The 24520-nt window shown below is 75.3% G+C and carries 27 protein-coding genes; 12 read left to right on the forward strand and 15 right to left on the reverse strand.

Annotated elements, in window-relative coordinates; genetic code table 11:
• Positions 1-105 precede the first annotated feature (105 nt).
• Complete coding sequence (locus tag DCS98_RS13745) at positions 106-1518, reverse strand: bifunctional 3-(3-hydroxy-phenyl)propionate/3-hydroxycinnamic acid hydroxylase (RefSeq protein ID WP_116451958.1); 1413 nt, start codon at positions 1516-1518, stop codon at positions 106-108.
• Between the two features lie 172 nt (positions 1519-1690).
• On the opposite strand from DCS98_RS13745, the gene DCS98_RS13750 reads away from it, so the two are divergent.
• The gene (locus DCS98_RS13750; RefSeq protein WP_116451959.1) at positions 1691-2821 is read left to right on the forward strand and encodes an NDMA-dependent alcohol dehydrogenase; all 1131 of its coding nucleotides are present in this window, start codon (positions 1691-1693) and stop codon (positions 2819-2821) included.
• A 15-nt stretch (positions 2822-2836) separates the two neighbouring features.
• Here the strand turns inward: DCS98_RS13750 and DCS98_RS13755 are convergent, their stop codons facing one another.
• The 6 genes from DCS98_RS13755 to DCS98_RS13780 all read right to left on the reverse strand — a co-directional run bounded on the left by DCS98_RS13755 (position 2837) and on the right by DCS98_RS13780 (position 9371).
• On the reverse strand, positions 2837-4687 hold the full coding sequence (locus DCS98_RS13755) for an AAA family ATPase (protein ID WP_116451960.1): 1851 nt from the start codon (positions 4685-4687) through the stop codon (positions 2837-2839).
• Positions 4684-5073, reverse strand: coding sequence for an MOSC domain-containing protein (locus DCS98_RS13760; protein WP_241037973.1), 390 nt, complete (start codon positions 5071-5073; stop codon positions 4684-4686). Before DCS98_RS13760 ends, DCS98_RS13755 begins: the two co-directional genes overlap by 4 nt.
• 206 nt (positions 5074-5279) lie before the next feature.
• Complete coding sequence (locus DCS98_RS13765; RefSeq protein ID WP_116451962.1) at positions 5280-6401, reverse strand: XdhC family protein; 1122 nt, start codon at positions 6399-6401, stop codon at positions 5280-5282.
• Positions 6394-7515, reverse strand: coding sequence for a vWA domain-containing protein (locus DCS98_RS13770; protein WP_116451963.1), 1122 nt, complete (start codon positions 7513-7515; stop codon positions 6394-6396). Before DCS98_RS13770 ends, DCS98_RS13765 begins: the two co-directional genes overlap by 8 nt.
• Complete coding sequence (locus tag DCS98_RS13775; protein WP_241037975.1) at positions 7508-8422, reverse strand: AAA family ATPase; 915 nt, start codon at positions 8420-8422, stop codon at positions 7508-7510. The genes DCS98_RS13770 and DCS98_RS13775 overlap by 8 nt, the downstream gene beginning before the upstream one ends.
• 100 nt (positions 8423-8522) lie before the next feature.
• Positions 8523-9371 (reverse strand): DUF2382 domain-containing protein, encoded by an 849-nt coding sequence (locus DCS98_RS13780; RefSeq protein WP_116451964.1) that lies wholly within the window; start codon positions 9369-9371, stop codon positions 8523-8525.
• A gap of 343 nt (positions 9372-9714) precedes the next feature.
• Here DCS98_RS13780 and DCS98_RS13785 point away from each other — a divergent pair, with 343 nt between their 5' ends.
• The 4 genes from DCS98_RS13785 to DCS98_RS13795 all read left to right on the forward strand — a co-directional run bounded on the left by DCS98_RS13785 (position 9715) and on the right by DCS98_RS13795 (position 12093).
• Positions 9715-10524, forward strand: coding sequence for a DUF3097 domain-containing protein (locus DCS98_RS13785; RefSeq protein WP_116451965.1), 810 nt, complete (start codon positions 9715-9717; stop codon positions 10522-10524).
• A 68-nt stretch (positions 10525-10592) separates the two neighbouring features.
• On the forward strand, positions 10593-10757 hold the full coding sequence (locus tag DCS98_RS23045) for a hypothetical protein (protein WP_164704564.1): 165 nt from the start codon (positions 10593-10595) through the stop codon (positions 10755-10757).
• Positions 10758-10829: 72 nt separating this feature from the next.
• On the forward strand, positions 10830-11711 hold the full coding sequence (locus DCS98_RS13790; protein ID WP_164704565.1) for a hypothetical protein: 882 nt from the start codon (positions 10830-10832) through the stop codon (positions 11709-11711).
• A 4-nt stretch (positions 11712-11715) separates the two neighbouring features.
• The gene (locus tag DCS98_RS13795) at positions 11716-12093 is read left to right on the forward strand and encodes a GntR family transcriptional regulator (RefSeq protein WP_116451967.1); all 378 of its coding nucleotides are present in this window, start codon (positions 11716-11718) and stop codon (positions 12091-12093) included.
• On the opposite strand, the gene DCS98_RS13800 is transcribed toward DCS98_RS13795, so the two are convergent.
• Both DCS98_RS13800 and DCS98_RS13805 read right to left on the reverse strand, forming a co-directional pair.
• Positions 12094-12933, reverse strand: coding sequence for an aldo/keto reductase (locus tag DCS98_RS13800; protein WP_116451968.1), 840 nt, complete (start codon positions 12931-12933; stop codon positions 12094-12096). It lies immediately after the preceding gene.
• A 66-nt stretch (positions 12934-12999) separates the two neighbouring features.
• Positions 13000-14256: an MFS transporter gene (locus DCS98_RS13805; RefSeq protein ID WP_116451969.1), complete on the reverse strand. Its 1257-nt coding sequence runs from the start codon at positions 14254-14256 to the stop codon at positions 13000-13002.
• A gap of 137 nt (positions 14257-14393) precedes the next feature.
• On the opposite strand from DCS98_RS13805, the gene moaA reads away from it, so the two are divergent.
• The 5 genes from moaA to DCS98_RS13830 are packed head-to-tail and all read left to right on the forward strand — an operon-like array spanning position 14394 to position 17334.
• Positions 14394-15446 (forward strand): GTP 3',8-cyclase MoaA, encoded by a 1053-nt coding sequence (gene moaA / locus DCS98_RS13810; protein ID WP_206340265.1) that lies wholly within the window; start codon positions 14394-14396, stop codon positions 15444-15446.
• A 2-nt stretch (positions 15447-15448) separates the two neighbouring features.
• Positions 15449-15688 carry a MoaD/ThiS family protein gene (locus DCS98_RS13815; protein WP_116451970.1) on the forward strand — a complete coding sequence of 80 codons (240 nt, stop codon included), beginning with the start codon at positions 15449-15451 and terminating at the stop codon, positions 15686-15688.
• An 18-nt stretch (positions 15689-15706) separates the two neighbouring features.
• Complete coding sequence (locus DCS98_RS13820; RefSeq protein WP_116451971.1) at positions 15707-15916, forward strand: hypothetical protein; 210 nt, start codon at positions 15707-15709, stop codon at positions 15914-15916.
• A 41-nt stretch (positions 15917-15957) separates the two neighbouring features.
• Positions 15958-16446 carry a GAF domain-containing protein gene (locus tag DCS98_RS13825; RefSeq protein ID WP_116451972.1) on the forward strand — a complete coding sequence of 163 codons (489 nt, stop codon included), beginning with the start codon at positions 15958-15960 and terminating at the stop codon, positions 16444-16446.
• A 42-nt stretch (positions 16447-16488) separates the two neighbouring features.
• On the forward strand, positions 16489-17334 hold the full coding sequence (locus DCS98_RS13830) for an SMP-30/gluconolactonase/LRE family protein (protein WP_116451973.1): 846 nt from the start codon (positions 16489-16491) through the stop codon (positions 17332-17334).
• A gap of 6 nt (positions 17335-17340) precedes the next feature.
• Here the strand turns inward: DCS98_RS13830 and DCS98_RS13835 are convergent, their stop codons facing one another.
• From DCS98_RS13835 to DCS98_RS13860, 6 genes are all read right to left on the reverse strand, one after another.
• A complete protein-coding gene (locus tag DCS98_RS13835; protein WP_241037977.1) occupies positions 17341-17766 on the reverse strand; it encodes a molybdenum cofactor biosynthesis protein MoaE in 426 nt (141 codons plus the stop codon).
• Positions 17763-18341, reverse strand: coding sequence for a nucleotidyltransferase family protein (locus tag DCS98_RS13840; protein ID WP_116451974.1), 579 nt, complete (start codon positions 18339-18341; stop codon positions 17763-17765). Before DCS98_RS13840 ends, DCS98_RS13835 begins: the two co-directional genes overlap by 4 nt.
• A 12-nt stretch (positions 18342-18353) precedes the next feature.
• Positions 18354-19400, reverse strand: a complete 1047-nt coding sequence (locus DCS98_RS13845; RefSeq protein WP_116451975.1) for an ABC transporter ATP-binding protein — start codon at positions 19398-19400, stop codon at positions 18354-18356.
• Positions 19397-20203 (reverse strand): ABC transporter permease, encoded by an 807-nt coding sequence (locus DCS98_RS13850; RefSeq protein WP_164704566.1) that lies wholly within the window; start codon positions 20201-20203, stop codon positions 19397-19399. Before DCS98_RS13850 ends, DCS98_RS13845 begins: the two co-directional genes overlap by 4 nt.
• Positions 20200-21000, reverse strand: coding sequence for a molybdate ABC transporter substrate-binding protein (modA, locus tag DCS98_RS13855; protein WP_116452246.1), 801 nt, complete (start codon positions 20998-21000; stop codon positions 20200-20202). Before modA ends, DCS98_RS13850 begins: the two co-directional genes overlap by 4 nt.
• A gap of 64 nt (positions 21001-21064) precedes the next feature.
• Positions 21065-21457 (reverse strand): TOBE domain-containing protein, encoded by a 393-nt coding sequence (locus DCS98_RS13860; RefSeq protein WP_116451977.1) that lies wholly within the window; start codon positions 21455-21457, stop codon positions 21065-21067.
• Positions 21458-21545: 88 nt separating this feature from the next.
• On the opposite strand from DCS98_RS13860, the gene DCS98_RS13865 reads away from it, so the two are divergent.
• Positions 21546-22760 carry a DUF2786 domain-containing protein gene (locus DCS98_RS13865; RefSeq protein WP_164704567.1) on the forward strand — a complete coding sequence of 405 codons (1215 nt, stop codon included), beginning with the start codon at positions 21546-21548 and terminating at the stop codon, positions 22758-22760.
• Positions 22761-22840: 80 nt separating this feature from the next.
• Positions 22841-24457 carry an HNH endonuclease signature motif containing protein gene (locus DCS98_RS13870; protein WP_116451979.1) on the forward strand — a complete coding sequence of 539 codons (1617 nt, stop codon included), beginning with the start codon at positions 22841-22843 and terminating at the stop codon, positions 24455-24457.
• The last annotated feature ends 63 nt before the right edge of the window (positions 24458-24520 follow it).

Genomic DNA, 24520 nt, shown 5'->3' on the forward strand with positions numbered 1-24520 from the left:
CGGTCGGTGTCCACCTGACCGGGCGGGGGTGGTCAGCAGGCGGTTGGGCACGCGGTGAGCGTGCAGGTCACCGACGGGACCGGCCACGGGATCACCCGGTCGTGGTCAGCGGACCGCGGCGACGATGCGGTCGGGACGGATCCGGACCGTCGAGCCGCCCAGCCACGCGGCCAGCCGGCCGCTGGGGTCCTGCACCGGGACCGTCGTCCCGTCGTTGCGGCGGACGACGAGGTCGGCCGTCAGCTCCGCCCAGCCGTCGCCGAGGACGTCGTCCAGCCGGCAGGGCCGCCCGTCGACGACGACCTCGGGCTGCGGCACGAGGCTGCCGACCGGCCCCCCGCGCCGGCGTCCGCCCAGTCGCAGCGGCGGCGTCCGGCTGTCGGTCGCCAGGGCGGCCACGGCAGGGATGCGGCGCAGCACGGCCAGCACCCCGCGCCGGACGACGTCTCCGCCGCGCCCGCCGCCGGTCATGAGCGCCCCGAGCAGCTGGGCGACCCGGATCAGCGCGCGCGCGTGCGGCTCGCGCTCGGCCTGGTAGGTGTCGAGGAGGTCGTCGTCCGCCTCACCCGCGAGGACGGCGGCCAGCTTCCAGACGAGCTGGTGGACGTCGCGCAGCCCGAGGCCCAGACCCTGGCCGACGAACGGCGGCGAGAGGTGGGCGGCGTCCCCCGCGAGCAGCACCCGCCCGGCCCGCCAGCGGTCGGCGACCTGCGCCCGGAACGTGTACTCGACCGCCCGCACGATCTCGACGGCGCCGGGGTCGACCGGGCGCAGCAGCTCGGCCAGGCGGGCCGGCGTCGTCGCGTCGGCGACCGTCTCCCCCGCCGCCAGCCGGCTCTCCCATCGATACCGGTCCCCCGTCACCGGCATGAACGTGGCGGGGTGCCGCGAGTCGCACACCTGGTGCGCCCCCGGCCACACCGGGAGCTCGGCGGACGAGACCACGTCCAGCACCAGCCAGCGGTCGGGGCGGCCGAGGTCGCGCATGGCGGCGCCGATGAGCTCCCGGACCGTGCTGCCGGCGCCGTCGCAGCCGAGCACCGCCGACGCCCGGACGGAACGGTCCACCCCGTCGCCGCGGGCCCGCGCGGCCACGGTGACGCCGTCGTCGTCCCGGGTCAGCCCCGTGACCTCGACCCCGCGCTGCACGGTGATGCCGGCCGCGGCGACCGCCCCCGCCAGCACCGCCTCCAGGTCCGGCTGGTGCACCAGCGACCCCTGCGGCCAACCGTGCACCCCGGCGTCGGGGTCCCGTGCGAACTCCGCGAGCACGCGGTGGGCGCCGTCCAGCAGGCGGAGCCCGGCCATGGGCCGGCTGCGGGCGAGGACGTCGTCGGCCACCCCGGCCGCCTGGAGGACCCGGAAGACCTCGTCGTCGAGGTGCACCGCCCGGGGCAGCGGATAGGGCTCGCGGTGCCGCTCGAGGACGACGACGTCCAGCCCCCGGCGGGCGAGCAGCAGTGCCGCCGTCAGCCCGACGGGCCCGGCGCCGACCACGACCACGGGAGCGCCGGACACCGGCCCAGTCTCGCCGACCGCTGCACGACGTTGCAGCCCGCCACCGATACCCGGCAGTCAGGGTTGACGGGTCGTCTCCGGCGTCAGCAGAGTGTGAGCCACGGCACGGTACCCAGGGGTACCGCGCCGCTCTGTCTTGCCAACGGCGGCGTGTCGACGGAAGGGAACCAGCGTGAAGACCAAGGGCGCGATCCTGTGGGGCGTGGGCGAGGAATGGTCGGTCGAGGAGATCGAGATCGGTGATCCGCGCGAGGGCGAGGTCACCGTCGAGCTCGCCGCCTCGGGCCTCTGCCACTCGGACGAGCACCTGGTCACCGGCGGCACCCCCGTCGCGTTCTACCCGGTGATCGGCGGCCACGAGGGCGCCGGCGTCGTCACCAAGGTGGGCCCGGGCGTCACCGGGCTCAAGGAGGGCGACCACGTCGTCACCGCGTTCATCCCGGCGTGCGGCCAGTGCCCGCCGTGCTCGCGCGGCATGCAGAACCTGTGCGACCTCGGTGCCAACCTGCTCGCCGGCACCTCCATCTCCGACGGCAGCTACCGCGTCCAGGCCCAGGGCAAGGACGTCATCCCGATGTGCCTGCTCGGCACCTTCTCCCCGTACATGACCGTGCACCAGGCGTCGGTGGTCAAGATCGAGCCGGACATCCCGCTCGAGGTCGCCGCGCTGGTCGGCTGCGGCGTCACCACCGGCTGGGGCTCGGCGACCAAGGTGGCCGACGTCCGGCCCGGCGAGAACGTCGTGATCATGGGCGCCGGCGGCGTCGGCATGAACGCCGTCCAGGGCGCCGCCGCGGCCGGGGCCAAGCGGGTCATGGTCATCGACCCGGTGGCCAAGAAGCGCGAGTGGGCCATGGACATGGGCGCCACCCACGTCTACGAGAACGCCGAGGAGGCCGCCGGAAAGGTCAACGAGCTGACCTGGGGCCGCATGGCGGAGAAGACGATCATCACCGTCGGCGACATCCAGGGGGAGGACGTCGCCACGGCGCTGAGCCTCACCGGCAAGGGCGGCCGCGTCGTCGTCACCGGCATGGGCAACTACGCCAACATGGACGTGAAGCTCAGCCTCTTCGAGCTCACGCTGCTGCAGAAGGACCTGCAGGGCGCGATCTTCGGCGGGCTCGCCCCGCGCAACGCCATCCCGGAACTGCTCTCCCTCTACCAGGAGGGGCAGCTCAAGCTCGACGAGCTGGTCACCACGAAGTACTCCCTGGAAGAGGTCAACCAGGGCTACCAGGACATGCGGGACGGCAAGAACATCCGCGGGATGATCGTCTACACCGACGCCGACCGGAGGTGACCGGGCGGCCCGTCCTCAGCCCAGCACGCGGGTGAGGGCGGGCCCCAGGTCGGTCAGGGAGCGGACGGGCTCCACGGTGCCGCCGCCGCGGGCCGCCAGCAGGCGGGCCGCGTCGAGGGCCTCCACGGTCGGCAGCGGGCACAGCACGTGCAGGCGGTCGATCCCGGTCAGCGCCGTCTCCGGGGGCTCCCCGGCCGTGGACAGGCAGTCCGACAGGAGGACGACGACCCGTTCGTCGGCCGTCGCCGGCGCCAGCTCCTGCCGGGCGCCGCGCAGCGCCGCCCCGAGGTCGGTCCGCCCGTGCCCCCGCAGCCCGACCAGGTCCAGGACGACGTCCTCCGCCGCCCGGTGCCGGCCGTGCGGCTGCAGCACGGTGACGTCGTCGGCGAAGGTCAGCACGCTCGTGGTGAGCCGCTCGTCGGCCGCCAGCACGACCCCCGCCGCGGCGACCGCCGCGATCGCCACGCCCAGGCCCTGCATCGACCCGGATCGGTCGACCAGCAGGCAGACGGCCCGCCGCGATCCCGCCCAGCGTCGGGTGACCAGGTCCTCGGGGGCGGGCGGCCAGACGCCGGTCCAGCGGTCGAGGGTGCGGTCCAGGTCGAGGTCGCCCTCGGGACGCCGCGACGGCACCAGCCGCCGCGTGCCCCGGGCCCTGGCCGCCCCGGTCCGCCCCACCCGCACGAAGACCCGGGCGGCCAGCCGGCGGGCGGCGGCGCGCAGCTCCCGGTCGGTGGCGGTCGCCAGGTCGGCGAGGAGAGCGGCGGCGGCGTCCGGGTCCTCGCCCATGAGGCCGGTGAAGGCGTCCTCGTCCAGCTCCCCCACGTCGGGGCTCACCGCGGCGAAGGCGTCGTGCCGCAGCCGCATCTCCCGGCGTCCGGTCGTCCGGGGTGACCGCCGCGACGCGCGGTCGCGGCGGGACGTGCTCGCGTCCGGGCCCGCCTCAGCCGGCGGGCCCGGCGCTTTTCCCTGGCCACCTCCCGGCGGTGGACCGTCGCCCGCGGGCGGCGGCTCCGGAGGTCCGGCGTCGACGGGCCAGACCTCGTCCAGGATCTCGTCGAGCACCGCCTCCGGGGTCCGGTCGACGCCCTCGGTGACCCGGATCCGCCCCGAGAGAGCGGCGTGCGCCGCGTCGCGGGCGCTCTCCCGCCCGCCGGGGAGATCCAGCCCGCGCAGCCCGAGCAGCCCGTCCAGCAGCAGCACCAGGTCGATGGCGCCGCGCACGGACGAGCCGGTCCGGAGGTCGCGGTGCTCCCGCGTGGCCCGGACCAGCCGGACGGCCAGGGTGACGGTCCCCGCCGCGGCCCCGGTCACCCCCGTGACGATCTCCCGCTCGGCCTCCTCCGGCTGGTAGCCCAGCACCACCCGGCACATGCGGTCGGCGATGGCCTGGCCCACACGGGCGGTGCCGATCGCGTCGAAGGGGTTCATCGCCGCGATCAGCCGGAAGCCGGACGCCGCCCGCACCGTGCCGAGCCGCGGCACGGCGATCTCCCCCTCGGTGAGCACCGTGATGAGGACGTTCAGCGTCTCCTCGGGGATCCGGTTGAGCTCCTCCAGGTACAGCAGGCCCGAGCCCCGCATCGCCGTGAGGAGCGGGCCGTCGGTGAAGTTCTCCGGCAGGTAGCCCCCGGCGAGCACCGCGGACGGGTCGTACTGGCCGACCAGGCGGGCGGGCGTGAGCTCCGCGTTGCCCTCGACGAAGACGACGTCGTGGCCCGTGTCGCCCGCGACCGCGCGCAGCAGCGTCGACTTGCCCGTGCCCGGCGGCCCCTCCAGGACGACGTGCCGGTGCGTGGCCAGCGCGACGGTCAGCACCTCGCGTTCGCGGCGCAGCCCCACGACGGGGGTGGGGGCGGTCGTCATGCGGTCCTCCCTGCTCGGTGCGGGGCCGGCCGGCGGACCGCACCGGCGCGGGTCGGATCGAGCGGGACGGCGCTGCGCAGGACGGCCGGCCCGAGCCGCAGGACGCCGTCCGAGAGCGGCGCGCAGCGGATGCCGGCGCGCCCGCGCATCCCCCGGTGGGCGCCGACGGTCAGCACGGTGTCCAGCCAGGCGCAGGGATTCGCCGGCCGACCGCCCTGGAGCAGCACCTCGCCCGCACCGGAGTCGAGCGAGAACAGCTGCCCGCGCAGGGCCTCCACCTCGGCGCCGCGCAGCACCACGTTGCGACGCGTCAGCAGCGGGTCGAGCGGGCCGGAGCCCAGCTCGGCGGCCAGCGCCTCCACCGACTCGGCGGCCAGCACCGTCACGGAGGCGTCGCGGTGGGCGGGCCTGCCCGCGTAGCGGTCCCCGACGATGCCGAAGCCCCCGCGGACCTCGATGCTGTCGCGCCGGTCCGCGGACTGCTCGGTGGCCCAGTTCCGGGTGCCGGTACCCGGGCGCCCGCCGTACCGGTGCTCCGGCGCGGCGAGCAGCCCGACGACCTCGACGTCGTGCCGGTACGGCAGCTGCGGGGTCAGCGCTCGGCCGTCCGGTGGATGGGGCCGTCGGTACCGGCCAGCCGCTCGCCCGTGCCGCCCCAGCGCCCGGCGATGATCTCGGCCGCGATGGAGATCGCCGTCTCCTCGGGCGTGCGCGCCCCCAGGTCCAGGCCGATGGGCGAGGACAGCCGGGCGATCTCCGCCTCCGACAGCCCTGCCTCGGCCAGCCGCTCCAGCCGCTCGTCGTGCGTGCGTCGCGAGCCCATCGCCCCGACGTAGGCCACCGGGATCCGCAGCGCCACCTCGAGCAGCGGGACGTCGAACTTCGGGTCATGGGTGAGCACGCACAGGACGGTCCGCTCGTCGATCCGCCCCGCGTCCACCTCGGCCTGCAGGTAGCGGTGCGGCCACTCGACGACGACCTCGTGCGCGTCGGGGAACCGCTTCGCCGTCGCGAACACCGGCCGGGCGTCGCAGACGGTCACCCGGTAGCCGAGGAAGGCACCCACCCGCGCGACGGCGGCGGCGAAGTCGATGGCGCCGAAGACGACCATCCGGGCCGGCGGCGCGAACGAGTTCACGAACAGCGTCAGGTCGTCGCCCCGGCGCTCGCCGTCGTGCCCGACGTGCAGCAGGGCGGTGCGTCCGGCGGCCAGCATCCCTCGGGCGTCGGCGGCGACCGCGTCGTCCAGGCGCTGGAGCCCCAGCGTGCCGGAGGCGCGGTCGGGCCAGAGCACGAGCCGCCGTCCCAGGCGGTCGTCGGGCCCCTTCACCACGGTGACGACGGCGACCGGCTCGTGCCGGTCGACGGACTCGGCGACCTCGCCGAGCTCGGGGAAGGACTCGCGGGAGATCGACTCCACGAAGACGTCGAGGATCCCGCCGCAGGTCAGGCCGACGGCGAACGCGTCGTCGTCGCTGACGCCGTAGCGCTCCAGGGTGGGCACGCCGGTCTCGACGGCGTCCTTGGCCTCCTCGTAGACCGCGCCCTCGACGCAGCCCCCGGAGACGCTGCCCACGGCGGTGCCGTCGGGGCCGACGAGCATCGAGGCACCGGCCGGGCGGGGTGCCGACCGCCAGGTGGCCACGACGGTGCCCATGCCGACGGTCTCCCCCGCCTGCCACCAGCCGACCAATTCGTCCAGGACGTCACGCACGCTGGATCACTCCCGTCAGCTCCTCGAACGCGGCCATGCTGTGGCCGGACACGAAGTGGTCGACCGACGGCAGCGCCGCCTGCATCCCACCCGTCAGCGGCTCGTACCCGGTACGCCCCTTGTGCGGGTTCACCCAGACGACGGCGTGCGCCAGCCGCCGAAGCCGCACCATCTGCGCGGCGAGCAGGTCGGTGCCACCGCGCTCCCACCCGTCGCTGCACACGACGACGACCGCGCCGCGGGCCGTGCCGCGCTGCCCCCACCGGTCCAGGAACGCCTTGAGCACCTCGCCGAGCCGGGTGCCGCCCGACCAGTCGGGGATCGCCGAGCCGCTGGCGGCCAGCGCGCGGTCGGGGTCGCGCAGCCGCATCTCGCGGGTGACGCGGGTCAGCCGGGTGCCGATGGTGAATACCTCGGTGGTCGCCGGACGGGCGCGGACGGCGGCGTGCGCGAACCGCAGGAGCGCGTCCGCGTAGGGCGCCATCGAGCCGGACACGTCGACGAGCAGGACGACGCGGCGCGGGCGGGCCTGCCGCCGGTGGTGGGCCAGCCGGGTGACCTCGCCGCCGCTGCGCAGCGCCCGGCGGACAGTCCGCCCCGGGTGCACCGGCCCCTGGGCGCTGGGCCGCCGCCGGCGCGACGGGCGCATCGGCGTCGCCGGCGCCAGGAGGGCGAACAACCGCCGCAGGTGCTCGCGCTCGGCCGGGGTCAGCTCCGCGACGTCGCGGTGCCGCAGCACCTCCTCCGCGCTGGCCTGGACGGCGAGATCCGGTGCCTCGGGGTCGTCCGCGCCGTCGGAGCTGCCCGGCTCCAGCGGCGCCGCGGCCGTCAGGTGCAGCTCGGGGCGGGCGTTCGGCCGGGGAACGCGCGGCCGCTCGCCGGCGAAGTACGCGGAGAAGGCGGCGTCGTAGCGGTCGAGGTCGTCGGGACCGGCGCACAGCGTCAGCCGGCCCGCCCAGTAGACGGCGCCCGGGTCGAGCACGTCGAGCGAGCCCAGCGCCACGAGCATCGACTCGACGCGGTCGGGCGAGGCCGCCACCCCGGCGTGCCGCAGCGTCCGCGCGAAGCCGAGGACCGTGTCGACGACGTCCCGGACCGCGACCTCCTCAGCCACCGAAGAGCGCTCCCCTCGCCATCGCCTGCACGCGCTCGGTGTCCTCCCGGTACTTGAGCACCGCGCCGAGCGTGCGGGCGGCCAGGTCGGGGTCGAGATCGCGGGCGCCGAGGGTGTGCAGCGCGGTCGCCCAGTCCATCGACTCGGCGATGCCCGGCGGCTTGAGCAGGTCCAGGGTGCGCAGCTTCGCCGTAGCGCGGGCGACCTCGCGGGCCAGCTGCTCGGTCACCTGCGGCAGCCGCCGGCGGAGGATCGCCACCTCGCGGTCGAACTCGGGGTGCTGCAGCCAGTGGTAGAGGCAGCGCCGCTTGAGCGCGTCGTGCACCTCGCGGGTCCGGTTGGAGGTGAGGACGACCAGCGGCGGGGTCTGCGCCCTCACGGTGCCGAGCTCCGGGATGGAGATCGTGAAGTCGGACAGGACCTCCAGCAGGAACGCCTCGAACTCGTCGTCGGCGCGGTCGACCTCGTCCACCAGCAGCACGCTCGGCGAGTCCTCGAGGGCCTGCAGCAGCGGCCGGGCGAGCAGGAAGCGGCGGTCGTAGAGGGATGCCTCCAGGGACGCGGTGTCCTGCGTGGCGTGCGCGGCCTCGGCGGCCCGCAGGTGCAGCAGCTGCCGGCCGAAGTCCCAGTCGTAGAGCGCCTGGCTGGCCTCCAGCCCCTCGTAGCACTGCAGGCGGTAGACCGGCCGGCCGGTGACCTGGGCGAGCGCCTGGGCCAGCGCGGTCTTGCCGACACCGGCCTCGCCCTCGAGGAACAGCGGGCGGTGCATGACCAGTGCCAGGTAGGCCGCGGTCGCCAGACCCTCGTCGGGGAGGTAGCCGGTGGCCTCCAGCGCGGCCGCGAGGTCCTGCGGGCCGGCGAAGCCGGGGGGCTCGACGGCGTCGGGCACGACGGTGGGCTCGCTCACAGCTGTGAGCATCCCACCTGCACCGACGACGGCGGCCGGCCGAGTCTGGTCCTCGACCGGCCGCCGCCGTCCGTGCGGCCCGTCGCAGGGCCGGGGTGGGTCACATGCGGTCGCCGCGGTCCCGCGCCGTGCCGTCGGCGTCGAGCTCGACCTCTTCCTTGCGCAGGCCCTCGCTCACCTGGGTCTGCTCGGTGACCGTCTCCTTGTCCAGGCGCACGCGCTCGACCGGGACGGCCTCCTTCTCGACGACCGGGGTCTCGGCGTGCAGGACGACCTCGTGCTCCTCCTCGGAGATGGCCGGCCCGTCCATGGCCTTGCCCGCGTTGGCGTCGGTGATCGGCTCGCGCTCGAGGCGGACCTCCTCGCGCGATACCGGGACCGTCTCGGTGACGTTCTCGGTGACGACGTACTTGCGCAGCCGGGCGCGGCCGACCTCCTGCGAGCGGGTGCCGACGTTGAGCCGCTCCTCGGACAGCGTCATGGCGTCGTCCGTGGTGGGGCCGGAGGTGTCGTGGCCGACGGTCCCGCGGGTGTCGGTGCCGGTCATGCCACCGGCCATCCCGGTGCCGGCCATGCCGGTGCCGGCCATGCCGGTGGTCGACTCGGTGGTGGTCGTGGTGCGGGCGGTGTCGGTGCCGGCGCCCATGCCGTAGTAGCGGTAGAGCTCCTGCTCCTCCTGCGGGGAGAGGTGCCCGTCGGTGTCGATCTTCGGGGCGTCCTTCACGCGCTCCTTGCTCACCGGTACGCGGACGCCGTCGTCGGTCAGGTCGGCGTCGCGGATCGGCACGAAGGACTCCTTCGTGCCGAACATGCCGGTGCGCACGGTGACCCACTCGGGCTGACCGGTCTCGTCGTCGAGGTAGACCTCCGCGGCCGAGCCGATCTTCTCGCCGGACTCGTCGTAGACGTCCTGGCCGATCACGCGGCTGATGGTGTCGGTGCCGATCATCGTCGTGGTGCTCCCATCCATAGCTCGGGGTGGCGCGGTCCCTCGAATGGGTGACCGGCGCCACGAGGGCGAAACGATCTCGTCCGGTCCGACACGCGCGACCTCGGGGGACATCGGGGCACCGTTTGACGTGACCGCGCGGCACGGCTACCCGGGTCCCGGGTCGTGTCCGTGCAGGTCGGGCGCGCCATCCGGTTGTGGGCCACGAGCTCGACCGGCTCCGGCAGGACGGCGCAGCAACCCGGTCACGCAGAGCGACATCCGGGTTCGCCGGGCGTGTCAGCCGGAGTCGCACCGGCGCGTCCTCCGCGGCCCCGGCCGGTCGCGTGCTCAGCATGGAGGGATGCCACCCCGCTCGCCGTACGACGACCTGGTCCACCCGCGCACCGTGAAGAAGCCGGCGCCCCAGGTGGAGGCGGAGAAGGACCTCGTCGTCGAGGACCCGAGCTCCGGCTTCGTGGGCGCAGTGGTGCGGTGCGAGAAGGACGTCGTCCACCTCGAGGACCGCTTCGGCAGGGTGAAGGGCTACCCGCTCGGGCCCGGCTTCTGGGTCGACGGCCGGCCGGTCGTGCTCGTCCGGCCGAAGCACGCGGCGCCGTCCGGACCGCTGCGCAGCGCGTCGGGCTCCCTGTACGTGGAGAACGCCCGCGCGCGGGTGGCGAGGGCCGGGCGCATCTACGTCGAGGGCAAGCACGACGCCGAGCTCGTCGAGAAGGTCTGGGGCCACGACCTGCGCATCGAGGGCGTCGTCGTCGAGCCGCTGCACGGGGTCGACGACCTGCCGGCGATCGTCCGGGACTTCCGGCCCATGCGGGGCCGCCGCCTCGGCGTGCTCGTCGACCACCTGGTCACGGGCTCCAAGGAGTCACGCATCGCCGAGCAGATCACCGGAGAGCACGCACTGGTGGTCGGGCACCCGTTCATCGACATCTGGCAGGCGGTCAAGCCGTCCGTCGTCGGCATCACGGCCTGGCCGGTCGTGCCCAAGGGCGAGGACTGGAAGACCGGTGTCTGCCGGCGGCTGGGCTGGGAGGACGACGCGGGCTACGTCTGGGCCCAGCGGATCCTGGCCCGCGTCAGCAGCTTCACCGACCTGGAGCCGGCGCTGCTCGGCCGGGTCGAGGAGCTCATCGACTTCGTGACGACGGATTAGCCCACCGGCGTCCGGGGAACGGGACCGGACGGAAACCGGCGCACGGGGGCACGAGAAGGGCGAGACCCATGAGACCCCCGACGCACGACGACCCGAAGGCCATCCCCCGCAACGGCACCGAGGTGCCCTGGGTGGAGATCCCCGACCCGCACGGCGGTGAGCGGCGCGCCGCGTCCAGGCAGGAGCGACGGACCGGCGGAGCAGGGCAGGAACGGCACACCCCCGGTCGCTGACGGGGCTTGCGCACCGACCTCGCTGCTGTCATTGTCTCAATCTCTTGGGTCAATGGAGCAGTGGAGGTCGTCATGGGGTTGCTCTCGCTGGGGGTGCTCCTCGCCGCCGCCATCACCCTCGCCGGCGGGACGGCGGTCGCCCGGCGCTCACCGCCCAGCCGCGAGACGGCCGTCGCGGCAGCCCGGGCGCACGCCACCCACGCGTCCGGAGCGGCCCTGCTCCTCGGCTCGATGGCGGCCCTCTACGTCGGCACCACCCGGCTCGGGGACAGCTCGCCCGGTGGCCTGGGCGTCACCGCGCTCCTGGTGCCCATCGCGTTCGGCGTCGTGCACACGGCTGTCCTGGCCCTCGGCGAGCTGACCTGGCCGCGCCCGCAGGGGGAGGTCCGGCGGGCGCGGCTCGTCCGCCGGGGTCTGGTCGACCAGGCGGCTCCGTGGCTGGTCCGCGTCGGCGGTCTGGCCGCGGGGCTCGTCGTCGTCGTGCTGCTCGGCGGAGGTCTCCTGGCCGAGGAGGACGGCCGCAGCGTCAGTGCCGGGAGCGACCTGGTCCGCGCGACCGCGAGCCCGTTCCCGGGGGTCTTCTACGGCGCCCCGGCCGGCATCGGCCTCCTCGTGCTGGGCGCGCTCACGGCGGCCGCGCTGTGGATCGTCGCCGACCGCCCGGCCGTGGCCACCGCCGACGACGCCGTCGAGGCCGCGCTGCGCCGCGCCTCGGTGCACCGGGTGCTGCGCGTGGCGGTGGCGGTCCCCCTCGTCGTCGCGGGTGGGCTGCTGTTCGTCGCCGGACGGGCCTGGCACTCGGTGGCCACCAGCAGCGTCGACTCCGGGCTGCTCGGGGCCGTCGGCACGGCCACGTCCGTCATCGGTGGGGCGGCACTGGTCGCGGGCGTCGTCGTCGCGTGCATCCGCGCACCTGGCGTGCCCGCCGACGCCCCACCCGTCCGGGCCGGCTGATCCGGTGGCGCTGGAGATCACCGTCGACGTGCAGGCGGCGACGCCGCCCTACGAGCAGATCCGCCGCCAGATCGCCGCCTACGTCGACGGTGGCCTGCTCGACGACGGCGCGCGGCTGCCCACCATGCGGGCGCTGGCCGCCGACCTCGGCGTCGCCACGGGCACCGTCGCCCGGGCCTACGCCGAGCTCGAGGCGGCCGGCCTCGTCGCCAGCCGCCGGCGCACCGGCACCGTCGTCACCCGGCCCGAGCACCGGCCGGCCGAGGACGAGGTGCGCCGGACCGCGACGCAGCTCGCCGTCCAGGCCCGGGACGCGGGCCTGGACGGCGAGGCGGTGCTGGCCATCGTGCGCGCGGCCCTGCTGCGGGCCGGCGCGGCCTGATCAGCGCGGGATGTAGTCGAAGGTGTCCGGGTCGGGGCCGGTCCGCTCACCGCGGTCGAGCCCGGTCAGCGACGCCATGTCCTCGGTGCCGAGCTCGAAGTCGAACAGCGCGAAGTTCTGCTCGATGCGCTCCCGGGTCACCGACTTCGGGAAGACGACGTCGCCGCGCTGCACGTGCCAGCGCAGCACGACCTGGGCCGGCGTGCGGCCCAGCCGCTCGGCGATCGCGGTGATCGCCGGGTCGTCGAGCACCTTGCCCTGCGCGATCGGGGACCAAGCCTCGGTCACGATCTCGTGGTCGGCGTCGAAGGCCCGGACGTCGTCCTGCGCGAGGTAGGGGTGCACCTCGATCTGGTTCACCGCGGGCCGGATCTCCGTCTCGGCGAACAGCCGCCGCAGGTGGTGCGGGTTGAAGTTGGAGACGCCGATGGCCCGGACGCGGCCGCTGGCGTAGATCTCCTCCATCGCCTTCCACGTCTCGACGTAGTCGACGTCGATGGTCGGCAGCGGCCAGTGGATGAGGAAGAGGTCCAGCTGGTCGAACTTCAGGTCGGCCAGCGTCTGGTCGAACGCGCGCAGGGCGTCGTCCCGGCGGTGGAAGCCGTTGTTCAGCTTGCTGGTCACGAAGATCTCGGCGCGGTCGATGCCCGAGCGCGCGACGGCCTCGCCGACGCCCTTCTCGTTGCCGTACATCTCGGCGGTGTCGATGTGCCGGTAGCCGATCTCGAGCGCCACGCTGACGACGTCGGCGGTGTCCTCGGGCGGCACCTGGTAGACGCCGAAGCCCAGCTGCGGGATCTCGACGCCGTTGTTCAGGGTGATCGTGGGAACGCCAGCCACAAGTGGTCCTTCCGGTCGGGGAGGTGTCGCGGCACCGGATGGCGCGCGACCTACCGAGGAGGCGCGCTACCCGGCCGCGGGCACATCCACCCGCGGGCTTCCGTCCTGCGGAACCGCCGTCCTCACGGGGCGGCGCAGCAGCGGGGAGCCGGCCATCGCGAGCAGCCCGGCGAGGCCACCGGCCAGGGCGGGGACGGCGAAGGCGGCCTCCGCGCCCCAGGCGTCCACCGCGGCGCCGGCCAGCGCGGAACCCGCGGTGACGCCGACGGTGAGGCCGGTGATCGTCCAGGCCAGCGACTCGGTCAGCCCGCCCGGCGTCGCGCGCGACTCGACCAGCGAGGTGCCGGAGACGAGCACCGGCGCGATCGTGAGGCCGGCGAGGAACCCGCAGCCGACGAGCACCGGCAGCGACCCCACGCCCCACAGGACCTGCGCGGCCAGGCCGAACGCGAGGCCGGTCGCCACGAACCGCGCGGCCAGCGTCCCCGGCAGCTTCGCCAGGCCGTAGACCAGCCCCGCCACCAGGCTGCCGAAGGCGAAGACGGCCAGCGCCAGGCCGGAGAGGGCCTGCGCCCCCTCCTCCTCGGCGAACCCGACCACCACCACGTCGATGGCGCCGAACACGGTGCCCACCGCGAGGTAGGTGACGACGACGACCAGCAGCGTCGGGGTGAGCACCGACCGGCGGCGCTTCGGGGCGTCGGGGGCCGCGACGTGCAGCGGTGGCTCGGTGGCCCGCTGCCCCGCGAGCCAGAGCCCGCCGACGACGCCGAGCACGATGCCGGTCAGGAAGCCCACCGGAGGCGCGATCAGGGTGGCGAGCAGGGTGACCAGCGGCGGCCCGAGGACGAACACCACCTCGTCGGCCACCGCCTCGAAGGCGAACGCCGTCTGCCGGCCCTGCGGGTCGAGCAGCGCCGACCACCGCGCCCGCACCAGCGAGCCGATGTTCGGGCTGCTGAACCCCGTGGCCGCGGCGAGCAGGAACCAGCTCCACCGCGGGCCGCCGGCCACGACGGTGGCGACGAACGCGGTCCCGGTCAGCAGGAACGCCGCCATGGCGATGCGCAGGACCGTGGCCTGGCCACGCCGGTCCATCGCGCGCGCCCACACCGGGCCGGCCACCGCGAAGGACAGGGCCAGCGTGCCCGAGACGGCGCCGGCCAGGCCGTAGCTGCCGGTCTCCCCCTCGACGAGCAGGACGGCGCCCAGGCCCAGCATCGGTGCCGGGAAGCGGCCGACCCAGCCGGCGAAGGAGAAGCGGGCGGAGCCGGGGACGGCGAACAGGCGGGTGTAGGGACCCAGGAGGGTTCGGGGTGACACGGGTTCTTCTCGCGCTTCCTGGCCACGGGCGAGTGCGGGTGATTCGTCCGCCGGTCTCTCGGGTGGCGGCGTGAGCCTAGCCGCGGACCTCGGACTTCCCCGCCCCATTTGTCGGCCGCCGCTACTACATTCGGCTCATGACCAGCAGCTCGCTGCCCGACCCCTGGGTGCGCCCCGCGGACGCACCCGCCCTGGGGAGCGGCGGCCTGGTCGACCGGCACGGCCGCGTCGCCACCGACCTCCGCGTCTCGCTGACCGACCGCTGCAACCTCCGCTGCACCTACTGCATGCCACCGGAGGGGCTCGACTGGCTGCCCAAGGTCGAGGTGCTCACCGACGACGAGGTCGTCCGGCTGGTGCGCATCGGCGTGGAGCAGCTCGGCATCACCGAGGTCCGGTTCACCGGCGGCGAGCCGCTGCTGCGGCCCGGCCTGGTCGGCATCGTGGCCGGCGCCACGGCGCTCGAGCCCCGGCCCGAGGTCAGCCTGACGACCAACGCCATCGGCCTGGCGCGGGTCGCCCCGGCGCTGGCCGAGGCGGGGCTGGACCGGATCAACGTCAGCCTCGACACCGTCGACCGCGCCCGCTTCAAGCAGCTGACCCACCGCGACCGATTCGAGGACGTGGTCGCCGGGCTCGCCGCCGCGCAGGCCGCGGGGCTGACGCCGGTGAAGGTCAACGCCGTCCTGCTGCGCGGGATGAACGAGGAGGACGCCGTCCCGCTGCTGGACTTCTGCCTGGAGCGCGGCTACCAGCTGCGGTTCATCGAGCAGATGCCGCTGGACGCCCACCACGCCTGGACACGGGGCGAGATGGTCACGGCCGAGGACATCCTCGAGCGGCTCTCGGCCGCGCACGCGCTCACGCCGGACACCGAGGCGCGCGGGTCGGCCCCGGCCGAGCGCTGGCTGGTCGACGGGGGCCCGGCGACCGTCGGCGTCATCGCCTCGGTGACCCGGTCGTTCTGCGGCAGCTGCGACCGCACCCGGCTGACCGCCGACGGCCAGGTGCGCAACTGCCTGTTCGCCCGCGAGGAGTCCGACCTGCGCACGCCGATGCGCGACGGCGCGACCGACGAGGAGATCGCCGACCGCTGGCGGATCGCCACCCTCGGCAAGCTGCCGGGCCACGGCATCGACGACCCGAGCTTCCTGCAGCCGGCCCGGCCGATGTCGGCCATCGGGGGGTAGGCGTGGTCACCGTCCGCTACTTCGCCGGGGCGCGGGCCGCCGCCGGCGTCGACACCGAGACCCGCGAGGCGGCCAGCCTCGACGAGCTGGTGGGCCAGATCGTCGGCGACCACGGGGAGCGGCTGGAGCGGGTGCTCACCGCCTGCTCGTTCCTCGTCGACGGAACCAGCGCCCGTGACCGGTCGTTGGTGCTGTCACCCGGAGCGGTGGTGGACGTGCTGCCCCCGTTCGCGGGTGGCTGAGTGCGGGAGGATGGGCTCATGAGCATCTTCGACAAGGCCAAGGCCAAGGCAGAGGAACTGCTGGGCCGGGCGGAGCAGGTCTACGGGGAGTCGCACGGCGACGCCGCCGCCACGGTCGCCGGCGAGGCGCACGTCCTCGAGGCCGAGGCCGAGGAGGAGGAGCTCGAGCGCGCCGAGCACGAGGCCGGGCACCGCCGGGACGACGACGGGCTGGCCGGAGCGCGCTGACCTGCATTGTCTCCCGCTCCCGACCGGAATAACGTGCCGACATGGTTCCGGAGCCGTTCGCGGATGTCGCGCCGTGGCCGGACTGGTGCGCGGCCGCCGAGGGATCGCTGCGCTTCCTCGCCCAGCACGTGGGCTGGGACGTCTGGATGGTCACCCAGGTCGTCGAGGACCGGCAGGTGGTGCTCCTCGCCCATCCCCCGGGCGCGGTCCGCTCGGGCATCGAGCTGCCCTGGGAGAAGAGCTTCTGCCGCCAGATGATCGAGGGCAACGCGCCCCGGCTGGCGACGGTCACCGCCGCCGTGCCCGCCTACGCGTCGCAGACCACCGGCGCGCTGCGCGACGTCGCCGCGTACGTGGGCGTCCCGCTGGTCCGGGCCGACGGCACCCTGTTCGGCACGCTCTGCGGAGTGGCGTTTCGCGCCAAGCCGCGCAGCGCGGCGCGCGACCTGCGGGTGGTCGAGGCGGCCGCCCGGCTGCTGAGCACGCTCATGGCCGCCGGCCTCGAACCGCCCGCGCTGCCGGAGGGTTGACGGCGCCTGGCGCCCGGCGCGCCGGTGCGGTCAGATCGACGGGTGCGCGCTGAGCAGGTGACCGACGCGGTCGCGTTCCACGGCGAAGGACCCGTCTGGTGGCCCGACGGCAGCGGGCTGCGCTGCGTCGACATGCTGGCCGGGGACGTCCTCACCCTGGCGGCGGACGGCACCGTCCGCCGGGTCCACGTCGGCGACGTCGCGGCGGTGGTCCGCCCCCGCGCGGGCGGCGGTGCGGTGATCGCGGTCGAGCGCGGGTTCGCGCTGCAGGACGCCGACGGAGCGGTGACGACCCTCGACCCGGTGTGGACCGACCCGGGCGTCCGCATGAACGAGGGCGGCTGCGACCCCGACGGCCGCCTCTGGTGCGGCTCGATGGCCTACGACCAGACGCCCGGCGCGGCGGCGATGCACCGGCTGGACCCCGACGGCACCGTGCGCCGGGTGTTCGGCGACCTCACCGTGTCGAACGGGCTGGAGTGGAGCCCCGACGGCTCCCTGGCGTACTTCGCCGACACCGCCACCCACCGCATCGACGTCCTGGACTACGACCGGGACGCCGGGCTGACCGGTCGCCGGCCGTTCGTGACCTTCGGCGACGACGGCAACCCCGACGGGCTCACCGTGGACGCCGACGGCGGGGTCTGGGTGGCGCTCCACGGCGCCGGCGCGGTGCACCGGTACGACAGCTCGGGCCGGCTGGACGCCGTCGTCGAGGTCCCCACGCCGCAGACGACTGCGTGCACGCTGGGCGGCCCCGGCCTGGACCAGCTGTACGTCACGACCTCGCGCCAGGGGATGTCGCCGGGCGACGACCCGCTCGCCGGTGCGGTGTTCAGGGCCGACGTCGGTGTGCGGGGACGGCCGGTGCGGGCCTTCGCCGGCTGACCGGCCCTAGGGGCAGGCGACCCATTCCTCCTCGCCGTCGGTGAAGACCTGCCGCTTCCAGATCGGCAGCCGCTTCTTCACCTCGTCGACGAGCTCGGCGCAGGCGGCGAAGGCCTCACCGCGGTGGGAGGCGCTGACGGCGCAGGCCAGCGCGATGTCGCCGATGCCGAGCAGGCCGATCCGGTGGGAGACGGCGACGGCGTGCACGTCGGGGCGCGCGGCGAACTCGTGCGCCAGCTGCGCGATGACCTCGGCCGCCGTGGGGTGGCCGACGTACTCGAGCTCGGTCACCGACCGGCCCCCGTCGTGGTCGCGGACCACGCCCGCGAACGAGACGACGGCGCCGGCGGCCTTGTCGGCGACGGCGTCCTCGTGCTCGGCGACGGACAGCGGCTCGTCGACGACTCTGGCGATCTGGTGCCCGGCGGTCACGGCGCCGAAGGTACCCCGGGCGGCGGCACGTCGAGGTCGGTCGGATCGGCGAGGCCGGTGCAGTCGACCTCGGTGACGTCGTGGGCGGCCAGGTACCGGCGGGCGCCCTCGTCGCCGGTGGCCGTCCGGATAACGCCCGCCCAGTGGTCGCGGCCGATCAGCACCGGGTGGCTGCGGACGCCGTCGTACGTGGCCACCGCCAGCGCGTCCGGCGCGGCGTGGGCGGCGACCGCGCGCAATGCCTCGGGCGTCATGCCGGGCATGTCGACGAGGGTGATCAGCGCGGCGTCCACCGTTCCCGGGAAGCCGCGCAGCCCGTCCAGCCCGGTCCGGAGCGAGGACGCCATGCCGGTCTCCCAGTCCGCGTTCGCCAGGACGGTGGCGCCGCCGAGGTCGGCGGCCCGCCAGACGTCGACCGCCTGCGCGCCGAGCACGACGAGGACGACGTCGCAGGCCGCCCGCGCCGTCCGCACCGCGCGTTCGACCAGCAGGCTGCCGTCGTACTCGACCAGCGCCTTGGGCATCCCGTAGCGACGGCCGCCCCCGGCGGCCAGGACGACGGCGGCAGTGGTCATGCCCCCACCCTCTCAGCGCTGGTAGACGGCGACCTCGGAGGCCTTCACCGTCGCCCAGACCTCGGCGCCGGGGGCGAGCCCCAGCTCGGCGAAGGAGGTGGCGGTGACGTCGGCGACCAGGGAGACCTCGCCCGCCAGCTCGCAGCGCACCGTGGCCCCGTGCGGTGTGGCCCCCACCAGCCGGACCCGCCAGACGTTGCGCGGGCTGCCCTCGGGCCGGGCCGGGTACAGCGCCACCGACTCCGGCCGCACGGCGGCGAACACCGGGCCCGATGCCTCGTCCGCGACGGCGACCGCTCCGCCGCCGTCGAGCCGGACCGTGCGCCCCTCCGCCGTCCCGGCCAGCAGGGAGAGCCCGACGAGGCGCGCCACGTAGTCGGTGCGCGGCCGGCGGCTGACCTCGTCCGGAGTGCCGGCCTGGGCGATCCGGCCCTCCTCGACGACGACGACGCGGTCGGCCAGCGCCATCGCGTCGACCGGGTCGTGCGTGACCAGCACGGTGCTGCCGGCGAACTCGGCGAGGTGCCGCCGCAGCTCGGCCCGCACCACGAGCCGGGTGCGGGCGTCGAGGGCGGACAGCGGCTCGTCCAGCAGCAGGACGGCGGGGTCGACGGCCAGCGCCCGGGCGAGCGCGGCCCGCTGCGCCTGACCGCCGGACAGCTCTGCCGGCCGGGTCTCCCCCAGGCCGTCCAGCCCGACCCGTGCCAGCCACTCCTCCGCGGTCGATCGCCTGGCCTGCCGGCCGACCCCGCGGGTGCGCAGCCCGAAGGAGACGTTGTCGCCGACCGACAGGTGCGGGAACAGGAGGGCGTCCTGGAAGACCATCCCCAGCGACCGCTGGTGCGCCGGCACGTGGGTGGCCCCGTCGTCCCACACGACCCCGTCGACGGCGACCCTGCCGGCGTCGGGCCGGAGCAGACCGGCCAGCACGCGCACGAGCGTGGACTTCCCGGCACCGTTGGGGCCGAGCAGCGCCAGGACCTCTCCGCTGCCGACGGCGAAGCCGGCCGCCACCGCGAGCGTCCCGCGCTGCACCACGACCTCCGCCTCCAGGGTCACAGCGCCCTGCCCGCCCGGCCGAGCCAGCGGTCCCGCAGGAGCAGCAGCGTGGCCAGCGAGACCGCGAGGAGGACGAGGGAGAGCACGATCGCCGCCTCGGGCTCGCTCTGCAGCGCGAGGTAGACCGCCAGCGGCATCGTCTGCGTCGTCCCGGGGAAGTTGCCGGCGAAGGTGATCGTGGCCCCGAACTCCCCCAGTGCCCGCGCCCAGCAGAGCACCGCCCCGGCGGCGACCCCGGGGGCCACCATCGGCAGGGTGACCCGGCGGAACGTCGTCCACCGGCCGGCACCGAGGGTGGCGGCGACGTCCTCGAAGCGGGCGTCCGCCGCCCTGAGCGCGCCCTCGACGCTGACCACGAGGAACGGCATCGCCACGAAGGTCTCGGCGATGACGACGGCGGCGGTCGTGAACGGGATCGTGATGCCGAAGGCGTCGTCGAGCCAGCTGCCGACGATGCCCTGCCGGCCGAGCACGAGGAACAGCGCGACCCCGCCCACCACCGGGGGGAGCACCAGCGGCACGGTGACCAGCGCACGCAGCACGCTGCGGCCGCGGATGCGGGACCGGGCCAGCACCCAGGCGAGCGGGACGCCGAGCACCAGCGACACCAGCGTGGCGAGCGTCGCGGAGACCAGCGAGAGCCGGAGGGCCTGGCCGACCTCGGGGCGGGCCAGCGCGGGGCCGATCGCCGACCACGGCGCGCGGACCAGCAGGCCGACCAGCGGGAGGACCAGGAACGCGACCGCCAGCGCGGCGGGGACCAGCAGGGGCGCCGGGATGCCCGTTCCCGAACGGCGCCTCACGCGGGAGGTGCCCGGAACCCGGCTGCCTCGAGTGCCGCCTGCCCGTCCGCGGAGAGGACGAGGTCGGCGAAGGCCCGGGCGGCCGCGGGGTTCGGGGCGTCGGCGAGGACGCACACCGGGTACTCGTTCACGGCCTCCTCCGCCTCGGGGAAGGGGATCCCCTCGACGTCGTCGCCGGCGCTGCGCACGTCGGAGGCGTAGACCAGGGCGGCGTCCACCTCGCCGAGCTGCACCTTGGTGAGCGCCGCCCGGACGTCCTCCTCCTCGGTGTCGGGGACCGGCGTGATGCCGGCCGCCTCGAACACCTGCGCCGCGGCAGCACCGCAGGGCACCGCGGCCGCGCACACCGCCAGCGCGAGGTCCGGGTCGGCGAAGTCGTCGAGCCCCGTGACGCCCCCCGGGTTGCCGGCCGGGACGGCGATCTCGAGGACGTTCTCCGTGAACGTGGTCGGGTCGTCCGCCGCCAGCCCCGCGTCGGTGACGACCGCCATCTGCGACTCGTTGGCGCTGGCGAAGACGTCCGCCGGAGCGCCCTGCGTGAGCTGCGTGGCCAGCGCCGAGCTGCCGGCGAAGTTGAACCGCACCTCCAGCTGCGGGTTCTCCCGCATCAGCTGGTCGCCCAGGCCCGTGAACACGTCGGTCAGGGAGGCGGCGGCGAAGACGGTGAGGGTCCCCGTCAGGCCGCTCTCGCCCGACGACGGGCCGCCGCCCTCGGCAGGGGCGTCGGCCGAGCTCCCGCACCCGGCGACGAGGAGGGCCACCGCGAGCGGCAGCCCGAGCAGGGCACGCAGCCTCATCCCGTCCTCCGATCCGCAGGTGCGGAGGAAGTAGGGCACATCAACCCGCTTCTGCGCAAGCGCCCTAGGGGACGTCGACGCTGACCTGCGTGGCCTTCACGGTCGCGACTGCCCGCACGCCGACCTCGAGGCCCAGCTCGTCCGCCGCCTCGCGGGACATCAGCGAGACCAGCCGGAACGGGCCGGCCTGGATCTCCACCTGCGCCATGACGGTGTCGCGGACCACGCGGGTGACGATGCCGGCGAGCCGGTTGCGCGCCGACGACGGCGTGGTGCCGGGCTCGGGCGCCTCGCGCAGCTGGGTGGCGACCCGGGCGAGGTCCGCGCCGTCCACCACGGCAGGGCCGCCCCCGTCGCGGTGCGCGGGCAGCCGGCCGCCCTCGATCCAGCGCCGCACCGTGTCGTCGCTGACGCCGAGCAGCGCCGCCGCCTCGGCGATGCGGTAGGTGGCGGCCACGGCCCAACCCTAGCCGCGCCTGTGGACGAACCCTCGCCGTCCACAGGCACGCCGGTCGCGGTCGGCAGGGACGGGCAGCATGCCCCCCGTGACCGACGACGCGTGGCTGGCGGAGCTCCTGCACGACCGGGGCGGCCTGCTCGCCGACGCCGGGGTCGCCCAGGAGGTGGCGGCGACGTTGGCTGCGCGCCGCGTCCCGCCCGATCCCGGAGGGCTGGTGACGCGGATGCTGCTCGAGGCGCTCGACGAGGTCTGGGAACGGGGCTGGCAGCCGGCCGACCTCGCGCACGCGGCCCGCAAGGACGCGACCGCCGCCTCGGTGCCCCTGGTCGTGGCACTGATCGCCGAGCACGCCCGCCGGTCGGGGGCGGCACGGCGCGCTCCGCAGGCGTGGCTCGACCAGCTCCAGGACCTCGACGCCCTCGCGCACGGCGACGCCGAGGTGGTGGCCACGTGGACGCGCACGGGGCGGCGCCCGCCGATCGAGTCGTGGCGGATCGTGCTGCTCCTCGCAGGGCTGCTGCGCACCGCCGCGCGGCTGGAGGTCCTGGTACCGCCGCCGTCCCGCTGGGGTGCTGCGCGTCCGGCACCGTCCGGCACTGCCGCCCAGGCGGAGGACGACCGTGCGCTGCGGCGCATCCGCGGTCTGCTGGCGAAGGCGGAGTCGTCCGAGTTCGCGGAGGAGGCGGAGACGCTGACCGCGAAGGCCCAGGAGCTGATGACGCGGTACGCGGTGGATGCGGCGCTGCTCTCCCCCGGCCGCCCGGCAGGCGCCGCCGTCGGCACCCGGCGCGTGCACGTCGCCGAGCCCTACGTGCGCGCGAAGATGCAGTTGCTGGCCGCCGTCTCCGAGGCCAACGACGTCCGTCTGGTCTGGTACCAGGGGCTGGGCATCGCCAACCTGGTCGGGGGCGGCGCCGACCTCGACGCCGTGGAGCTGCTGTTCACCTCCCTGCTGCTGCAGGTGGCCCAGGGGCTCGCCGGCGCAGAGGGGGCGGTCGTCGGCCGCCCGGCGTCGCGCGCGTTCCGGCGCGCGTTCCTGCTCGGCTACGCGCACCGGATCGGGGAACGGCTGCAGGCCGCCCGCCAGCGGGCGACGGCCGATGTCGTCGCCGAGCGCGGGCCCGACCTCCGGCCGGTGCTCCGGTCACGCCGGGAGGCGGTCGAGAAGGCCGTCGCCGAGCTGTTCCCGAAGGTCCGCTCCGGCCGGAGCCGTTCGTCGGTCGACGCCGGTGGCTGGTACGCGGGCAGGTCCGCCGCCGAGCGGGCGGACGTAGCACCGCGGCGAACGCACCTCGGCTGAGGCCGGCTGGGACGTTTCCGCGGGAACGTCCCAGCCCGTTGACCTGCAGAAATGTCAGTGCCACGGCCTAGCGTCCGGACATGGGTTCGAATGACGACGGCGGCATCCCGCTCGAGGAACTGGCACTCGCGATCACCTCCGGCGCGGTCCGGCTGGCGGCGGCGACGGCGTCCTGGCTCCGGCTGGTCAGGGAGTTCGACGCCCGCTGCGGGTGGCACGGCGTGGGCATCCTGTCGTGCGCGCACTGGCTCGCGTGGCAGTGCGCCATGGGCCCAGGAGCTGCCCGGGAGCACGTGCGCGTGGCCCGGTCGCTGGCCGGCCTGCCGCGCATCGAGGCCGCCTTCGCCGCCGGTCGGCTGTCCTACTCGAAGGTGCGCGCGCTGACCCGGATCGCCGCTCCGGACTGCGAGGAGGCCCTGGTGGAGTTCGCGCTGCACGCCACGGCCTCCCAGACGGAGCGCTTCTGCCGCGAGTGGCGGCGGGCCGACGATGCGAACACCGGCACCGTCAGGCGCGAGGGCGACGGCCAGTCCTTCGAGCACTGGTACGACGACGACGGCTTCCTCACTCTCAAGGTTCGCATGCCCGCGGACGCCGGAGCCGCGTTGATGACGGCGATCGACGCCCGTGCCGAGCGCGACGCCCGCCGCGAACGGGCCCAGGCGAAGCGGGCGCTGCGCACGCACGCGGCGATCAGGGCAGCGGGCGGCACCGTCGACGCCGAGGTGGCCGAGCGCTGCGCCGACGACACCGCCGTCCGGAGGGTCCGCGAGCGCACCGCCGCCCGCCGCATCACCGCCCTCGCGGAACTGACGGTGGCCGGCGCCGGGCAGGGGCGACGCCCCGGCGACCCGCCCCGGCGCGAGGTCGTGGTCCACGTCGACGCCGCCGTCCTCGCCGACGACGCAGCCGCCGGCCGCGCGCACTACGAGGGTGGTCCCGCGATCACCGGGGCGCAGGCACGCCGGCTGCTGTGCGAGGCGACCGTCGTCGCGATGCTCGAGCGCGACGGCGAACCGCTGGCGATGGGTCGACGACGCCGACGCGCGACGAAGGCCCAGCGGCGAGCCCTGCTGCGACGGGACGGCGGGTGCGCCCGGCCCGGCTGCCCCGAGACGCGCATCGAACGCCTGCACGCCCACCACCTGCGGCACTGGATCTTCGGCGGGCGCACCGACGTGGCGGGCATGGTGCTCCTCTGCGACGTCGACCACGGCCTCGTCCACGAGCACGAGCTCGTGATGAGCCGGAGCGACGGACGGCTCGTCGTCACCGCTCCCGACGGACGGCGGGTGTGGGGTGGGGCCGACGCGGCCTTCGCGGTCGGCCTGGACGGCCCTCCGCCCGATCCGACGAGCGGGGAGGACGCCTACGCCGGCGTCGAGCCGATCGACACGACGATCGGCAGGCGGCCGACCCGGGGGACCGGACGCGACGCCGTGCACGGCAGACGTCCACCCCATGGCCCACGCCGGTCCTCCCGGCGTCCCGGCCGAGCCAGGCGCGCGCGAGCGGTGGACCCTGCCCGGGAGAGCCGGCGCCTGGACCGGATCCTCTCGGCCGCGGGGGCGCCCACGAGTCCTCCGGTGGGGCCGGCCCGCAACGACCGGCTGGACATGGCGTACGCGATCGGCGTCCTGATGGCCAACCGCGATCTGGTGCGGCGCCTGGCCGCGGGTGAGCAGGCCCCGGGCTGACCCCGCGTTCCCGCGGGAACGCCGGGTGAGTTCCGGCACCGTTTGCCGCGGTCGCCGCACGGG

The sequence above is a fragment of the Blastococcus litoris genome, from assembly GCF_003075095.1.
Lineage (GTDB): Bacteria > Actinomycetota > Actinomycetes > Mycobacteriales > Geodermatophilaceae > Blastococcus_B > Blastococcus_B litoris.

Coding starts and splice junctions, on each gene's coding strand:
- DCS98_RS13870 (WP_116451979.1), top strand. CDS start 22,841: ATGGGTTCGAATGACGACGGCGGCATCCCGCTCGAGGAACTGGCACTC.
- DCS98_RS13840 (WP_116451974.1), bottom strand. CDS start 18,341: ATGACCACTGCCGCCGTCGTCCTGGCCGCCGGGGGCGGCCGTCGCTAC.
- DCS98_RS13785 (WP_116451965.1), top strand. CDS start 9,715: ATGCCACCCCGCTCGCCGTACGACGACCTGGTCCACCCGCGCACCGTG.
- DCS98_RS13790 (WP_164704565.1), top strand. CDS start 10,830: ATGGGGTTGCTCTCGCTGGGGGTGCTCCTCGCCGCCGCCATCACCCTC.
- DCS98_RS13755 (WP_116451960.1), bottom strand. CDS start 4,687: ATGACGACCGCCCCCACCCCCGTCGTGGGGCTGCGCCGCGAACGCGAG.
- DCS98_RS13825 (WP_116451972.1), top strand. CDS start 15,958: ATGGTTCCGGAGCCGTTCGCGGATGTCGCGCCGTGGCCGGACTGGTGC.
- moaA (WP_206340265.1), top strand. CDS start 14,394: ATGACCAGCAGCTCGCTGCCCGACCCCTGGGTGCGCCCCGCGGACGCA.
- modA (WP_116452246.1), bottom strand. CDS start 21,000: ATGAGGCTGCGTGCCCTGCTCGGGCTGCCGCTCGCGGTGGCCCTCCTC.
- DCS98_RS13820 (WP_116451971.1), top strand. CDS start 15,707: ATGAGCATCTTCGACAAGGCCAAGGCCAAGGCAGAGGAACTGCTGGGC.
- DCS98_RS23045 (WP_164704564.1), top strand. CDS start 10,593: ATGAGACCCCCGACGCACGACGACCCGAAGGCCATCCCCCGCAACGGC.
- DCS98_RS13780 (WP_116451964.1), bottom strand. CDS start 9,371: ATGATCGGCACCGACACCATCAGCCGCGTGATCGGCCAGGACGTCTAC.